The sequence below is a fragment of the Pseudomonas onubensis genome (assembly GCF_965653655.1).
Lineage (GTDB): Bacteria > Pseudomonadota > Gammaproteobacteria > Pseudomonadales > Pseudomonadaceae > Aquipseudomonas.
The window spans coordinates 12127-26855 of the sequence record NZ_CBFHAZ010000031.1; the positions used below are offsets into that span (position 1 = coordinate 12127).

The window sequence follows — 14729 nt, forward strand, 5'->3', positions numbered from 1 at the left end:
CCCTGTGGGTGGTTAGAGGTAGCTGGAACAGCACTTCTTGAATTTTTGGCCACTGCCGCACAAACATACATCATTGCGCCCGGCCTTGAACTCAACCGTCGGATCGATGAAGTACCAGCGCCCGTCATTCTGTACGAAAGACGACTGCTCACGGTGGCTGTGTTCGCCGGTGCTGTCATGCCAGCGTGCGGTAAAGGTCACGAATGCATGTTCCGGCTGGCCGCCGAACACTTCCGAACCTTCCACCTCCAGGCCCAGCCAGGTGCTCTGTGCGCTCCAGGCGCTGATCGCAATGCGGTCCAGGCCGGCTTGCTGCGCGGGCAAGGTTGTGGCCACCAGGTAGTCCACCAGGCCCAGCACATAGGCGCTGTAGCGCGAGCGCATCAGCGCGGTGGCGCACGGCGCGGGGTGGCCGGCGTGATAGTGGCCGCAGCAGGCATCCAACAGGTTGCCGCTGCCGCAGGGGCAAATGGATGTACTCATCGGGTTACCACCAATACTTTCCGAAGTTTTCCGGGTTGGCCCAGAAACGGGCGTTGAGCCAGTCGGGCACCTGTTTGTAGTCAAGCAGATCATAGGTAAAGAGTGTCAGTACCTGCTCGTCGCGCTGGAAACGCTCGCCGGCTTGCAGGGCCAGGGAGAAGAAGTCGGTGTCCTTCCAGCCGCAGGCGCCCAGGTCCACCAGCACCGCAATGCGGCTGCTATTAAGGTTGCGAATGCCGCCGAGCAAGGTCAGGCCTTGCGGTTTTGACAGGTGCTCCAGGCAGTCGACCACCAACGCCAGGTCAAAACGCTGCGCCGCCAGTTCAGCCGGCAACGGCCCGGGCGCAGCGATGGCCACGACGGTGTCGGGGTGCTCGGCCTGAAACGCCTCCAGCGCTGGAAACTGGCTGGCGCCCAACAACAACAGGCGTTTGGGCTGGTGTAAATCGAGCAAAGCGGCCAGGGCTTGCTGGGGAGTACGGGAAGAAATACCAGCGGTCATCACAGATCCTCACATCAGAACCCTAGAGACTAGCGCGGCTGAGCGTGCGGGCCTAGAGCGGGCGGCGGCGAAAAGTCCTGCAAGTGTGACGATCCTCAATGAAACCGGGGGTGTGGTGTACTGGCGCAGATGAAAAGAGCGGTCTTTACTCCACCTGTCGGCCCCCGCCGATACCCTCAGGAGAAATCACATGAGCATCATGCGGACAGCTCTACCCTTGGTTCTGCTAACCGGAGTATTGACAGGTTGCGCAGGGTTGCAAAAAACCGATTGGCCCACCTGTGCAGCAGTCGGTGGTGTGACAGGCGCTGCGATTGGCGCCACTGAAAGCTCGGCCTACGCTGGCGCGGGTGCGCTGTTGATCGGCGGCATGGCCGGCGCCTATTGCTGGGTGCATGGCGACGGCGACGAAGATGGTGACGGTGTGCCGGACAGCCGCGACAAGTGCCCGGGCACCCCCAAAGGCGTGCAGGTGGATGCCAATGGTTGCCCACCGGCGCCGCCGGCCGCCGTGGTTGAGGAAGTGGTGGTGGTCAAGGAAGAAACCATCGTGATTCGTGATGTGCACTTCCAGTTTGACTCCGCCAAGCTGACGGCTGCGGACAAAACCAAGCTCGACACCATCGCCACTCGCCTTAAACAAGAAGCCCCAAGCGCGCAACTGCGGGTCAGTGGGCATACCGACAGCGTCGGTAAAGATGCCTACAACCAGAAACTCTCGGAAAAACGCGCCCACTCGGTGACGGATTACCTGGTCAGCTCCGGTGTGCCTCGCAGCAACTTTGTCTCGGTGACCGGTGCCGGCGAAAGCCACCCAGTGGCCGACAACAAAACCGCTGAAGGGCGTGCGTTGAACCGTCGCGTGGAAATTCAGATCAACCGCTGACAGCCCTTGCCCCTGCGGGCACCGCAGGGGCATTGCCGGAGACCCTTTGCAAGTTTTTTCATCCTTCACTGGCAAATCGCCTGCAGAAGTCGGTACTGTGCGCCCAAAGAATAATAGGCAGGGGCATGCGGGATGAAGGTGTTTTGGGGGCTGGGGAAGTTTCTGACGTTATTGTTCTGGGTGGTGGTGCTGGTCAACCTGTTCCGGCCGCTGACCAATCCGTTTCACCTGTTGGTCAGCCTGGCCGGCAGTCTGTTGTTGCTTACCCACCTGCTCGAATTGCTGTTGTTCAACAGCAGCGTGAAACACCGTGCCCACCCTTGGCGTGACCGCTTGCAGATTCTGCTGGTGGGGATGTTCCATGTGCGGGGCCTGTCGGCGCCTGCAGCGGTTAATGAAACGAACGAGGAGGCCAATCATGCATAAGGTTTTTCTGTTGGCCCTGTTGGTCAGCCCCGTTGCCCTGGCGCAGAGCGTCAGTGTTGAGACCAACTCGCTGATGCGCCTGCCCAGCAGCACCAGCGTGTTGCAACTGGAGCGCCTGGATGTGGCGGACTACGGCACGTTGCTGGTGCCGGCGACCATCAGCCAAGTGACCGTGGATGAGTTGCACCTGGGCCGCGAGGCGCGCATCACCATCGCCCCCGGCAATACCGCGCTGCAATTGCAGGTGCGTAATGCGCAACTGGAGCATGGCAGCCAGATCACTTCACGCGGTGCCCCAGGCACCCACGAAAAACCAGCCAAGGCCGGGCGTGACCTGGTGCTGCGCATTAACGCGCTGAGCGCCGATGAGCTGTCGGTGGACGCCCGTGGCGGCGCCGGTGCCCAAGGTTATGCCGGCCTCGATGGCGCCAACGGCGTGGACCCGGGTTGCACCTGGGGTTCCGCCGGGCGTGGCGCGAATGGCGATAATGGCGGTGATGGCCTGCCAGGCGCGTCGGGTGCGACCGTACGGGTTGAGCTGCCACAGAGCTTCCCGGCAGAGCAGATCAAAGTGTGGGTCGATGGCGGGCCAGGTGGCTTGGCCGGTACGGCGGGCAAACCGGGCAAGGGCGGGCAGTCCAAAGGTTGCCTGGTGTACCGCGCCGATGGCGGCGATAAAGGCCGGCCAGGGCTGGAAGGCCAGCCGGGGCCGGCTGGGCCTGCAGGTACTGTAACTATTCAGCGGCTCTAATCCTTGCTTTTGTGGCGAGCAGGCTTGCCCTGCGCTGGGCTGCGCAGCAGCCCCAAAACCAGACGCCACGATTTGTCTGAAGGACCGCAGTGACTTTATTGGGGCTGCTGCGCAGCCCAACGCGGGGCAAGCCCGCTCGCCACAGTAAGCCCGCTCGTCACAGGCGCGGGGCTCAGAACATCGGCCGCGCCGAAGCAATCGCCACCACCACCAACCCCACAATCAAATTAATCCCCACCAATTTGCGGATCTGCCCCAGCGCAGCCGCGCCCGCCGGCCAATCCTCAGCCGCCACCGCTGTGCGCAGTTCCGGGAACTTCAACGCCTGGATGCGGATAAACAGCGCCGTCATCACCAGGTACAAACCCATCATCACCTGCACATAACGCGGCGCAGTCTCAAAACCACTGAAGCGCAGCTGCAACAGGCCGATGCCGCTGATCGGCAAAATCAGCACTGCGACCCAGACCCACACAAAAAAACGTTGAAACACATTTGCCCACAGCTTGAGCCGGGCGGGGCCCTCAAGTGCCGCCATGGCGGCGGGGCGCAGGATCATCCAGGCGAAAAACATACCGCCGACCCATACCAGGGCGGCCAATACATGCAGGGTGTAAGCGAGGCTAAACGCGGTCATTGTAGTACTCCGTTCTGCGCGGGATTAATTAGCGGGGTATGATAGCGGCCGATCCGAACCACTGAAAATTTATCCAGCGTTTTTTGCGCCCGACTATCCATGATCAGCACTGAACTCAAAACCACGATCCAGGGCGCCTATTCGCGTTTTCTCGAAGCCAAGAGCTTGAAACCGCGCTACGGCCAACGCCTGATGATCGCCGAAGTGGCCAAGGTCCTCGGGGATATCGACACCGACGACGAAGGGCGGCGCAGTGGCGACCCTGCGATTGTGGCCGTCGAAGCCGGCACCGGCACCGGCAAGACCGTGGCCTACAGCCTGGCCGCGATCCCCACCGCCAAGGCCGCCGGCAAGCGCCTGGTGATCGCCACCGCCACCGTCGCCCTGCAGGAGCAGATCGTCTACAAAGACCTGCCCGACCTGATGCGCAACAGCGGCCTGAACTTTACCTTCGCCCTGGCCAAGGGGCGTGGGCGCTACATGTGCCTGTCCAAGCTCGACGTGTTGCTGCAGGAAGGCCATGCGCAAACCGCCACTGCCTCATTGTTCGAAGAAGAAGGCTTCAAGATCGAGGTGGATGAAGTCAGCCAGAAGCTGTTTACCAGCATGATCGAGAAACTCGCCGGCAATAAATGGGACGGCGACCGCGACAGCTGGCCCACCGCCCTGGAAGACTCGGACTGGGCGCGCCTGACCACCGACCACAGCCAGTGCACCAACCGTCATTGCCCCAACTTCGGCCAGTGCGCCTTCTACAAGGCCCGCGAAGGCATGGGCAAGGTCGACGTGATCGTCACCAACCACGACATGGTACTGGCCGACCTGGCCCTGGGCGGCGGCGCGGTATTGCCCGACCCGCGCGACACACTCTACGTATTTGACGAAGGCCACCACCTGCCGGACAAGGCCATCGGCCACTTCGCCCATTACACGCGCCTGCGCTCCACGGCCGACTGGCTGGAAACCACCGCCAAGAACCTCACCAAGTTGCTGGCCCAGCATCCGCTGCCCGGCGACCTGGGCAAGCTGATCGAACAGGTGCCGGAGCTGGCGCGGGAGATCAAGACCCAGCAGCAATTCATGTTCAGCGCCTGCGAGCAAGTTGCCGACTTCAAACCCGGTGAAGACGTGGAGGGCCGTGAGCGGCCGCGCCACCGTTTTGTCGGCGGGCTGATCCCCGAGCATATGCGCGAAATGGGCATCGAGTTGAAGAAGGGCTTTTCACGCCTGACCGACCTGTTTACGCGTCTCACCGACTTGCTCAAGGAAGGCATGGACGGCGAGGTCAATATCGGCATCGCCAGCAACCAGGCCGAGGAATGGTACCCACTGTTCGGCAGCCTGTTGTCGCGCTCCCAGGGCAACTGGGAGCTGTGGACCGCCTTCACCGTCGAAGACCCGGAAGACAACCCGCCGATGGCGCGTTGGCTCACCCTGTCGGAAAGCGGTGCGCTGTTTGATATCGAGGTCAATGCAAGCCCGATCCTGGCTGCCGAAATGCTGCGCCGCAACCTGTGGAACGTGGCTTATGGCTGCCTGGTGACCTCGGCCACGCTGACGGCCCTGGGTACCTTCGACCGCTTCCGCATGCGCGCCGGGCTGCCGAAAAAAGCGGTCACGGCCGTGGTGCCGAGCCCGTTCCACCACGCCGACGCAGGCGTATTACGGGTGCCGGACCTCAAGGCCGACCCACGGGATGCGCCAGCACACACCGCTGCGATCATCCGCGACCTGCCCGAATTGGTCGAAGGTTCACGCGGCACGCTGGTGCTGTTTTCGTCGCGCAAACAGATGCAGGACGTGTTCGACGGCCTTGACCGCGACTGGCGCAAGCAGGTGTTTATCCAGGGCAACCTCTCCAAGCAGGAAACCCTCAACAAGCACAAGGCGCGGGTCGACGGCGGCGATTCCAGCGTGCTGTTCGGCCTGGCCAGTTTTGCCGAAGGCGTGGACTTGCCCGGCGCCTATTGCGAGCACGTGGTGATTGCCAAGATCCCGTTCTCGGTGCCGGATGATCCGGTCGAGGCGGCCTTGGCTGAGTGGATCGAGGCGCGGGGCGGTAACCCGTTCATGGAAATCTCGGTGCCGGATGCATCCTTGAAGCTGGTCCAGGCCTGCGGTCGCTTGCTGCGTACCGAGGAAGACCGCGGCACCATCACCTTGCTCGACCGCCGTTTGGTCACGCAGCGCTATGGCAAAGCTATCCTTAATGCCTTGCCGCCCTTCAGGCGCGAAATTTCTTAAGCCACTAATTTATTAAAGCCGCTGTGGGCGAAGTCGCCCACTTCGTGGTCTATCTCACTGCCAACGCTTTATGTCATCAGGCCAGTCACCGGCCGATTGGGAGAACCTTGTTCGTATGATTCGCACGCTGCCCGCTCTTTTTGCCTTGTTGTTCGCTGCGCCCTTGATGGCCGCGCCTGCCGGGCAACAAACGCTGTTCAACTTCGTCCGGCCTGCCGATGTGGTCAAGGTGGCGACCCAGGACGCCAGCCTGCCGCAATACAACGCCGAACAAACCCCCGAAGGCGAGGTATTGCGCCGTATCACCTTCAACCCGGCGGCCGAGCCGAGCCTGGTACTCAGCCCGCAAACCGGCGTGTGGGATTGGTCGCAATCCGGTGCCATGAGCCTGCGTATCCAGAGCGCCATGGATTGGGCGTTGACCTTGTATGTCAAAGTACAGAGCAGCGACGGCAAGACCCTGGTCAGCCGCATCGACCTGCCGGCCGGCCCGGCCCAGACCCTGCTGATTCCGCTGCAAGCCAACTCGCCGCTGAGCCAGGGCATGAAGGCCGGCCCACCCATGCCGATCACCGTTGACGGCCAACGTGTATTGCTGGCCGCCAGTGCTGGCGAGATCGACCGCAGCCAGGTCACGTCGGTGACGCTGTCGATGCTCAAGCCCAACGCCGCCCAAAGCATTCTGCTTGAGCGTTTCGGCGTGCAGGACAGCGAGCCGGTACTGAAGGCAGCCTATAGCGAACTGGTGGACGCCTATGGCCAGTCCACCCGTGCGCGCTGGCCGGAAAAGGTCAGTACGGACGAACAACTCAAAGCCGCAGCAACCAAGGAACAGCAACAGCTCAAGGGCTGGCTGGCCGAGCGCGACAAATCCGCCCTGGACCCATACGGTGGCTGGAACAAAGGCCCGGCGTTCGACGCCAGTGGCTTTTTCCGCACAGAGAAGCGCGATGGCCGCTGGTACCTGGTGACGCCGCAAGGCCATCCGTTTTATTCGCTGGGCGTTAACACGGTGGCGCCGGACAACAACCAGACCTACGTGGCCGGCCGTGAGTGGATGTTCTCCGCGTTGCCCAAGGCCGGTGAACCGTTCGATAAGTATTACGGCAGTGGCGATAACCGTGGCGGCAACGGTGCCGATCAGGGCCGAGGTTTTAATGTAGGGCGTTGGTACGATTTCTACGGTGCCAACCTGCAGCGGACCTACGGCGGCGAAGGTTTCGACCAGAAGCGCTGGGTCAGCCACACCCTCGACCGCCTGCAAGCCTGGGGCTTCAACACCGTCGGCAATTGGAGCGATGAGGACCTGGGCCGCGCCGACCGCGTGCCCTACACCCTGCCGCTGTCGATTGTCGGTGACTACGCCAGCATCAGCACCGGCACCGACTGGTGGGGCGGCATGCCCGACCCGTTCGACCCGCGCTTTGCCATGGCCACCGAACGCGCCGTGGCCATCGCCGCCCGCGATCACCGCAATGACCCGTGGCTGATCGGCTACTTTGCCGACAACGAATTGGCCTGGGCCGGCCCCGGCGATGATCCAAAATCCCGTTACGCCCTGGCCTACGGCACGCTGCGCATGACCACCGACGTACCGGCCAAACGCGCATTCCTCAAACAACTGCGCGACAAGTACCGTAACGAAGAAGGCCTGTCGAAAGCCTGGGGCATCCACCTGGCGGGTTGGGAGCTGATGGAAGACCCAGGCTTTGAGCCACCGATGCCGAGCCCTGAACACCCGGAAATCGAGGCCGACTTCAAATATTTCCAGAAGACCTTCGCTGACGCCTACTTCAAGACCCTCTCCGATTCGTTGAAATGGCACGCGCCCAACCAGTTGCTGCTGGGTGGTCGGTACGCCGTCAGCACGCCGGAGGCCGTGGCGTCCTGCGCCCAGTATTGCGACGTGCTTAGCTTCAACATGTACACCTTGAAGCCGCAGGATGGTTACGACTTTGCTGCCTTGCGCGCGTTGGACAAGCCGGTGCTGATCACCGAATTCAACTTCGGCTCGGCCGACCGAGGTCCGTTCTGGGGCGGCGTGACGCAGTTGGCCCGTGAAGAAGACCGTGGCGCGGCGTACAGCAACTTCCTCAAGCAGGCTATGGCTGAGCCATCGATTGTCGGCGTGCATTGGTTTCAGTACGTGGACCAGCCGGTCACTGGGCGCCTGTTGGATGGCGAGAACGGCCACTTCGGGCTGGTGGGTATCACCGACGTGCCGTTCCAGGGCTTTGTCGACAGCGTGCGTAAAAGCAACTTGGCGGCGGTCGACCAACTGGGCAAGGAGGCCGAAAAAGCCAAGGCGGCGAGCAAGGTTCGCGAGAACGAAGGCGGCAAGTCCGGGCAAGAAGGCAAAGGCGCAGGGCAGGGCGCCGGGCATGCGGGTGGACACGCTGGAAATGGCCATTGATTCATCATTGACGGGTTCACAAAACCTGCAATGACTGGAACAATGTCGGCCACTTCTTACGGTGTTTTCCAAGGCGGCTTAGGTGCAGATTCAGGGTCATTACGAGCTCCAGTTCGAAGCGGTACGTGAAGCCTTTGCCGCGTTGTTCGATGACCCGCAGGAGCGTGGTGCCGGGCTGTGTATTCAAGTCGGCGGTGAAACCGTTGTCGACCTGTGGGCCGGTACCGCCGACAAGGACGGTGCCGAGGCCTGGCACAGCGACACCATCGTCAATCTGTTCTCCTGCACCAAGACCTTCACCGCCGTCACGGCCCTGCAGCTGGTTGCCGAAGGCAAGCTGAAACTGGATGCGCCGGTTGCCGACTACTGGCCCGAGTTTGCAGCGGCGGGTAAAGAAACCATCACGCTGCGTCAGTTGCTCTGCCACCAGGCCGGGCTGCCGGCGATTCGCCAGATGCTGCCGACCGAAGCCCTGTATGACTGGCCACTGATGGTCGACACCCTGGCGGCCGAAGCCCCGTGGTGGACGCCGGGCGAAGGGCACGGCTATGAGGCCATCACTTACGGCTGGCTGGTCGGCGAGTTGCTGCGCCGTGCCGACGGGCGTGAGCCGGGTGAGTCGATTGTGGCGCGGGTTGCGCGGCCCTTGGGCCTGGACTTCCATGTCGGTTTGGCGGACGAAGAGTTTTATCGGGTTGCGCATATAGCGCGCAGCAAAGGCAATATGGGCGATGAAGCCGCGCAACGGTTACTTCAAGTAATGATGCGCGAACCTAATGCCATGACCACGCGTGCATTTGCCAATCCACCGTCTATTCTGACCAGCACTAATAAGCCTGAATGGCGGCGGATGCAGCAGCCAGCGGCAAATGGTCACGGTAATGCGCGCAGCCTGGCGGGTTTTTATAGCGGTTTGTTGGACGGTAGTTTGCTCGAGAGCGACATGCTCGAACAATTGACCCGCGAACACAGTATCGGGCCAGACAAAACCTTATTGACCCAAACCCGTTTTGGTTTGGGGTGCATGCTGGATCAACCGCAACTGCCCAACGCCACCTTTGGCCTTGGCCCGCGTGCGTTTGGGCATCCTGGCGCCGGGGGTTCGGTGGGGTTTGCCGACCCGGAGCATGATGTAGCATTTGGTTTCGTGACTAATACACTGGGGCCTTACGTACTTATGGACCCGCGTGCACAGAAGTTGGTCGGAATATTGGCCGACTGTCTGTAAAGAGCTTGCTGTTTCACATTTTTTTGTTACAAAGGCAACTATAAGAAGGCGCTGAACGAAATTTTGTAACTTCAATGTTCTGTAAGCGTCTGTTTAACGGGTCATCAAGACCCTCCGGTTTTTTCTCATTTTGTGGATATCCCATGTTATCGAACAAGTCCTTGGCACTGGCGCTGTGCCTCACTATTACTGGTTGCGCACAAACTCCACAAAATGATGCCGAAGGTGGGCATTGGTGGTCATTTGGAGCTGACAAGGCTGCTACCAAGGACGCAGTGACCCAAACCGACGCCAAGCCGGATGCCACACCTGCCGCTGGCGCCAAGCCTGCCGCACCGGTTGCGGCCGCAGCTGCTGCTCCAGCACCTGCCCCGGTAGCCAAGGCCGACACAGGTTCCAGCTGGTGGCCGTTCTCCTCCAAGAGCGCCGACGAAAAGGCGGCGGATGCCAAGGCCGACCTGAAAGCCGACCTCAAGGCCGCAACTCCAGCTGCCACCCCGGACGCCGCGCCCGCCGTAGCCAAGACCGACACCGAAACCAAATGGTGGTGGCCGTTCGAAAGCAAGCCAAAACCACTGGCCAAGGTCGATGTGACCAACGTGCAGATGCCTGACCCGAAAATCACCCAGGCCTGGCTGGACGACTATGAGCCGCGTCTGCGCGCCGCCATCAAGGACAGCAACCTGCAACTGGAACGTCGCGAGAACGTGCTGGTGGTTATCGCGCCTGTAGACGGTTCCTACAACCCGAAACGCCCGTCGATGCTGCTGCCAGTCACCCTGGGCCCGTTCACACGTGTTGCCAAGGCGGTTGAAGGCGATCCGAAGACTGCCGTGCTGGTACTCGGTCATGTCGACACCAATGGTGCCGAGCCGGTGAGCCAGGCGTTGACCCGCGAGCGTGCGCAGTCCATCGCTTCGATTTTCAGCCTCAGCGGCTTGAAGCAGGACCGTCTGATGATGCGTGGCATGGGCGACCTTATGCCACGTGCCGCCAATGACAGCAATCAGGGGCGTGCGCTGAACCGTCGCATGGAAATCATGTTCACTCAGCGTACAACTATGCTGGCGCTGCTGAGCAAGTACAACTCGGGCAAACCTCCGGTCGCTGACATGGTCGCGGTGCAAACTGCGCCGGCCCCAGTACCGGCCCCGGCAGCGAAAAAAGCCACCCCGGCGAAAAAGGCTCCGGCCAAGAAAGCCGCCGCCAAGCCCGCTGCGAAAAAAGCTGCTGCCAAGCCGGCCGCGAAGAAAGCTGCACCGAAGGCCGACGCGCCCGCGGCAAACGACCAGGCGAAAAACTGATCCGTTGAAACACAAGGATAAAACCGCATGACCCAGGCACTGGCCGATATGCGCCGTGACTACACACGGGACGGTTTGAGTGAGGCCCAGGCCCCAGGCGAGCCGTTTGCGTTGTTCCACCAGTGGTTCGGCGACGCGGTGAAAACCGAGCAGCCACCGGTGGAGGCCAATGCCATGACCTTGGCCACGGTCGACCAGGACGGTCGCCCGCACTGTCGCATCCTGTTGCTCAAGGGCTTGGATGCACAGGGTTTTACCTTTTTTACCAACTATCAGAGTGCCAAGGGTGAACAACTCGCGGCACGGCCTTTCGCGGCCATGACCTTTTTCTGGCCGACCCTGGAGCGCCAGGTGCGCATCGAAGGGCGGGTGGTCAAGGTCACGCCTGAAGAGTCGGATGCCTATTATCAGGTCCGGCCCCTGGGTAGCCGGCTTGGGGCCTGGGCTTCGCCGCAAAGCCAGGTTATCCGGGACCGTGAAGAGTTGCAGGATTTGCTCAAGGCCACCGAACAGCGCTTCAGCGATACCCAACCCGACTGCCCGGAGCACTGGGGTGGCTATCGTTTGCTGCCCGAGCGCATCGAGTTCTGGCAAGGCCGCGCCAGTCGCCTGCATGACCGCCTGAACTATCGCCTGCAAGCAGGCGAGTGGACGCGCGAACGCCTGGCGCCCTGAGCTTCACCTTTCGTCATTCCAGCTGAATGTTGATCATCACGCCGAAGTCTCTACACAGAGGCTTCGGCGTTTTTGCGTGCGTGTCTACAATGAAGAGCGCTTCCAGTTGATTTTGGGACCAGAGTCAGAGCTACCGTTCGTCGAGTTTTCTGGTGCTGGCAGTCTGTACTAAGGCTGAATGAAAGCAATTTTCTGGCGTGCTTGCCGTGACAGGCGCCAAGCAGCGGCGTCTAATGAATACCTGTCCTTTGGAGTTGATGCTATGCGTAAGTCCGTTTTACTAGTTGCCTGCTTTACCACCCTGTCGTTGCTGCTGGGTGGCTGCGCCTCGAGTCTGACCGGCGACTCGTACTCCCGTGACGAGGCGCGTCGCGTACAGACCGTGCGCATGGGCACCATTGAATCCCTGCGTCCGGTAAAAATCGAAGGCACAAAGACCCCAATCGGCGGTGTTGCCGGTGCAGTGGTCGGCGGCGTTGGCGGCAGCGCGATCGGCGGTGGCCGTGGCAGTATCGTCACTGGCGTAATCGGCGCTGTTGCGGGTGGCCTGCTGGGTTCCGCTGCAGAAGAAGGCTTGACCCGTACCCAGGGTGTTGAAGTTACCGTTCGCGAAGACGACGGCAGCATGCGCGCCTACGTGCAGGCCGTTGACCCTAACGAAGTCTTCCGCATCGGCGACCGCGTGCGCATCATGACGGTTAACGGCACCAGCCGTGTAACGCGCTAAGCGCTGGTTGTAGAAACGCAAAACCCCAACCGAGTGACTGGTTGGGGTTTTTTTGTCTGCGGATACCTGAAAAATCGCAGACAATAAAAAACCGCCTTTGCAGGGCGGTTTTTTAGCGCAACCCGGTTTGCGGCCGGAATTGCATTCTCACAGGAAACAATGACCTGACCGAGATACTAATGTGGCTTCAAGGATGAATCAAGGCAAGGCGATAAACGATGATCAAAAGTTTTGGAATTTATGTGACCGTTCATTTTGCAAAATGTGGCAACAGAATATAGGTCATTTAGCCGAGCGTTCAGGCTCCGCTGGAAACACCTTCGCCCCGACCGCTGCGTTAGTATCGCCCTCGTTCTGCGTTCGTTGTGTTGTGAGCAGGTTGGGTAGGCGGGCGAATTTGGACCGGCTGCCACGGGCTTGCAACCCGTGCCGGATTAGCGCGGCTGGACCATTAACCCGGCCGCCTCACAGGAAACAATGACCTGTATCCAAAGGCCCACGTGTTCCGGTAAGTGGGCTGGAGGTAAGGCCCAACTTAATGGAGGGCCGAGTATGTCTAAGTTTGCACGACGTACGTGGAACCTCGTAGTGAATGCTGTGCGTGTTTATCACGTATGGGTATTTCTACGGGACAGCTTCGATGACCTGTAAGGTCTGAGAAGTGGGGCCGCCTCGGCTTAAACCGAGGCGGCCTTTTGGTTCTCACGCAATCACTTCACACCTGAAAGTGCTTCACCATCGTGTTCAACTCATGCGCCAGGCTGGCAAGCGATTGCGAAGCGGCGGTGGTCTGAGTCGAGCCCTCAGCGGATTGAATCGACAGCTGTTGAATGTTCAGCAAGTTGCGATCCACCGCCCGGGCGACGTCAGCTTGCTCGGCCGCCGCCGTGGTAATCACCAGGTTGCGGTTGTTGATCTCGTCATTGGCGGCAAGAATATCCGCCAGCGCTTGCTGCGCCAGTTCGGCCATGCCTATGGTTTGCCGGGTCATGGTGCTGCTGTCGAGCATGGTGTTTACGGTGCTGGCGGTGTTGGTCTGGATGCTGCCAATCATCTGTTCGATTTCTTGGGTCGATTGCGCGGTGCGATGGGCGAGGGCGCGTACTTCGTCGGCGACCACGGCAAAACCACGGCCGGCATCACCGGCGCGAGCCGCTTCGATGGCTGCGTTCAATGCCAGCAAATTGGTCTGCTCGGCAATGGTGCGGATAACGTCGAGTACCTTGCCGATGCCTTTGGCCTGCTCGGCCAAGCCGCCTACCTGGTCGGAGCTGACTTGCACGCCACGGGTCAGGGCCTGGATCGAGGTGAGCGCCTCGAGCATGCGTTGCTGGCCTTTCAAGGCGATGCTGCGCGACTCCTGGGACAGGTCGGAGGTGGTGGCGGCATTGCGGGCGACCTCTTCAATGGCAGTGGTCATCTCGGTGACGGCCGTGGCGGCCTGCTCGATCTCGCCATGTTGCTGTTGCAGGTCGCGGCTGCCTTCGGCGGTGACCGCGTTCAGCTCCTCGGCCGCGGCTGCCAGTTGGCTCGACGAGCCGGTTATTTGCCGCAGAGTCTGCACCAGGTTGTTGCGCATGGTCTCTTGTGCCCGCAACAGGCGCGTGGCTTCGTCGTTGCCGGTCGGCTTGATGGGCTGGGTGAGATCACCCTTGGCGATGGTTTCAGCCACCCGTACCGCTTCAATGATGGGGCCGGTAATGCTGCGGGTCAGCAGCCAGGCCACCAGCACCGTGCCGCCACTCACCAGTACGATGACGATGGCGATACCGCCCACGGCATGCTGGTACGCGGCCACGGAAGTCTGGCCGGCACTTTCGGCGCCTTTGTTGGCGAGATCGATCAACTGATCGAAGTTCTTGGTCATCTGCTCATAGCTTTCTCGAATGCTGTTGAGAAAGTCACGGGCGCCCGCCTTGTCGCCTGAACGCGAGCGTTTGAGCATCTCGGTGTGGTTCTTGGCGTACCCTTCCAGGCTTTGGTTGAACACGTCCAGACGCGATTTTTCCTCCGGCGTGCGCAGCAGCGCTGCATATTGAGCCAGTTGCTCCTTGACGTTGTTCAGGCGACCGGCGGATTTGTCTTCGTAGGTCTGCATGTCGACGTCGCTTGCCGACAGGATGTGCGCCATTTCCCCCAAGCGAAAACGATCCAGCGAAGCATTCGCCAGGGCCAGGATCCTCACGCGCTGCATCCAGTTGTTTTGGATGTCGGCAGCCTGGGACTGCACTTCGCCGATCTGCTTGAGCGCGAACAGGCCGAGAAACACACTCAGCGACGCAATGGCAGCGAAGCCGATGAAGGCTCTGGCCGCAATTCTTATATTTCTCAGGAACATGGGTTTTCGCTCGGGCTGGGACGCATTGAAGAGCTGTGTCGGGCGGATGCCCCTGGCGGGGCAGGCGGATCGCCACAATCCTTATTCGGCGGCCTGGGCAAAGTCTTTAGGCGTT

13 protein-coding genes are annotated in these 14729 nt (G+C 60.9%); 9 read left to right on the forward strand and 4 right to left on the reverse strand.

The features are described 5' to 3' along the window. Positions 1-12: 12 nt before the first annotated feature. Together ACTD9P_RS12905 and ACTD9P_RS12910 are read right to left on the reverse strand one after the other, a co-directional pair. Positions 13-483: a YchJ family protein gene (locus ACTD9P_RS12905; RefSeq protein ID WP_438867988.1), complete on the reverse strand. Its 471-nt coding sequence runs from the start codon at positions 481-483 to the stop codon at positions 13-15. 4 nt (positions 484-487) lie between these two features. Then, positions 488-985 (reverse strand): DUF6231 family protein, encoded by a 498-nt coding sequence (locus ACTD9P_RS12910; protein WP_285682912.1) that lies wholly within the window; start codon positions 983-985, stop codon positions 488-490. 190 nt (positions 986-1175) lie between these two features. Between ACTD9P_RS12910 and ACTD9P_RS12915 the strand changes: the two genes are divergently transcribed. The 3 genes from ACTD9P_RS12915 to ACTD9P_RS12925 all read left to right on the forward strand — a co-directional run bounded on the left by ACTD9P_RS12915 (position 1176) and on the right by ACTD9P_RS12925 (position 3048). After that, positions 1176-1871 carry a PA1041 family peptidoglycan-binding anchor lipoprotein gene (locus tag ACTD9P_RS12915; RefSeq protein ID WP_200434585.1) on the forward strand — a complete coding sequence of 232 codons (696 nt, stop codon included), beginning with the start codon at positions 1176-1178 and terminating at the stop codon, positions 1869-1871. A 132-nt stretch (positions 1872-2003) separates the two neighbouring features. Continuing rightward, positions 2004-2297, forward strand: a complete 294-nt coding sequence (locus ACTD9P_RS12920; RefSeq protein WP_438867989.1) for a DUF1145 domain-containing protein — start codon at positions 2004-2006, stop codon at positions 2295-2297. Continuing rightward, positions 2290-3048, forward strand: a complete 759-nt coding sequence (locus tag ACTD9P_RS12925; protein WP_438867990.1) for a collagen-like protein — start codon at positions 2290-2292, stop codon at positions 3046-3048. Before ACTD9P_RS12920 ends, ACTD9P_RS12925 begins: the two co-directional genes overlap by 8 nt. A gap of 172 nt (positions 3049-3220) precedes the next feature. Here ACTD9P_RS12925 and ACTD9P_RS12930 read toward each other — a convergent pair whose 3' ends face one another. After that, a complete protein-coding gene (locus ACTD9P_RS12930; RefSeq protein ID WP_017137191.1) occupies positions 3221-3685 on the reverse strand; it encodes a CopD family protein in 465 nt (154 codons plus the stop codon). Positions 3686-3784: 99 nt separating this feature from the next. Between ACTD9P_RS12930 and dinG the strand changes: the two genes are divergently transcribed. The 6 genes from dinG to ACTD9P_RS12960 all read left to right on the forward strand — a co-directional run bounded on the left by dinG (position 3785) and on the right by ACTD9P_RS12960 (position 12276). Beyond that, complete coding sequence (dinG, locus tag ACTD9P_RS12935) at positions 3785-5929, forward strand: ATP-dependent DNA helicase DinG (protein ID WP_138816424.1); 2145 nt, start codon at positions 3785-3787, stop codon at positions 5927-5929. Positions 5930-6044: 115 nt separating this feature from the next. Next, a complete protein-coding gene (locus tag ACTD9P_RS12940; RefSeq protein ID WP_438867991.1) occupies positions 6045-8342 on the forward strand; it encodes a beta-galactosidase in 2298 nt (765 codons plus the stop codon). 82 nt (positions 8343-8424) lie between these two features. Continuing rightward, positions 8425-9570, forward strand: coding sequence for a serine hydrolase domain-containing protein (locus tag ACTD9P_RS12945; RefSeq protein WP_438867992.1), 1146 nt, complete (start codon positions 8425-8427; stop codon positions 9568-9570). A gap of 143 nt (positions 9571-9713) precedes the next feature. Then, a complete protein-coding gene (locus tag ACTD9P_RS12950) occupies positions 9714-10874 on the forward strand; it encodes an OmpA family protein (protein ID WP_438867993.1) in 1161 nt (386 codons plus the stop codon). 27 nt (positions 10875-10901) lie between these two features. Further along, positions 10902-11549, forward strand: coding sequence for a pyridoxamine 5'-phosphate oxidase (gene pdxH / locus ACTD9P_RS12955; protein ID WP_094950011.1), 648 nt, complete (start codon positions 10902-10904; stop codon positions 11547-11549). 262 nt (positions 11550-11811) lie between these two features. Beyond that, on the forward strand, positions 11812-12276 hold the full coding sequence (locus ACTD9P_RS12960) for an outer membrane lipoprotein (protein WP_010176704.1): 465 nt from the start codon (positions 11812-11814) through the stop codon (positions 12274-12276). A 715-nt stretch (positions 12277-12991) separates the two neighbouring features. Here the strand turns inward: ACTD9P_RS12960 and ACTD9P_RS12965 are convergent. Further along, on the reverse strand, positions 12992-14614 hold the full coding sequence (locus ACTD9P_RS12965) for a methyl-accepting chemotaxis protein (protein ID WP_438867994.1): 1623 nt from the start codon (positions 14612-14614) through the stop codon (positions 12992-12994). Between the last annotated feature and the right edge of the window lie 115 nt (positions 14615-14729).

Excerpts from the sequence above, each read along its gene's own strand:
- ACTD9P_RS12905 (WP_438867988.1), bottom strand. The coding sequence starts at position 483 with ATGAGTACATCCATTTGCCCCTGCGGCAGCGGCAACCTGTTGGATGCC.
- ACTD9P_RS12910 (WP_285682912.1), bottom strand. The coding sequence starts at position 985 with ATGACCGCTGGTATTTCTTCCCGTACTCCCCAGCAAGCCCTGGCCGCT.
- ACTD9P_RS12915 (WP_200434585.1), top strand. The coding sequence starts at position 1,176 with ATGAGCATCATGCGGACAGCTCTACCCTTGGTTCTGCTAACCGGAGTA.
- ACTD9P_RS12920 (WP_438867989.1), top strand. The coding sequence starts at position 2,004 with ATGAAGGTGTTTTGGGGGCTGGGGAAGTTTCTGACGTTATTGTTCTGG.
- ACTD9P_RS12925 (WP_438867990.1), top strand. The coding sequence starts at position 2,290 with ATGCATAAGGTTTTTCTGTTGGCCCTGTTGGTCAGCCCCGTTGCCCTG.
- ACTD9P_RS12930 (WP_017137191.1), bottom strand. The coding sequence starts at position 3,685 with ATGACCGCGTTTAGCCTCGCTTACACCCTGCATGTATTGGCCGCCCTG.
- dinG (WP_138816424.1), top strand. The coding sequence starts at position 3,785 with ATGATCAGCACTGAACTCAAAACCACGATCCAGGGCGCCTATTCGCGT.
- ACTD9P_RS12940 (WP_438867991.1), top strand. The coding sequence starts at position 6,045 with ATGATTCGCACGCTGCCCGCTCTTTTTGCCTTGTTGTTCGCTGCGCCC.
- ACTD9P_RS12950 (WP_438867993.1), top strand. The coding sequence starts at position 9,714 with ATGTTATCGAACAAGTCCTTGGCACTGGCGCTGTGCCTCACTATTACT.
- pdxH (WP_094950011.1), top strand. The coding sequence starts at position 10,902 with ATGACCCAGGCACTGGCCGATATGCGCCGTGACTACACACGGGACGGT.
- ACTD9P_RS12960 (WP_010176704.1), top strand. The coding sequence starts at position 11,812 with ATGCGTAAGTCCGTTTTACTAGTTGCCTGCTTTACCACCCTGTCGTTG.
- ACTD9P_RS12965 (WP_438867994.1), bottom strand. The coding sequence starts at position 14,614 with ATGTTCCTGAGAAATATAAGAATTGCGGCCAGAGCCTTCATCGGCTTC.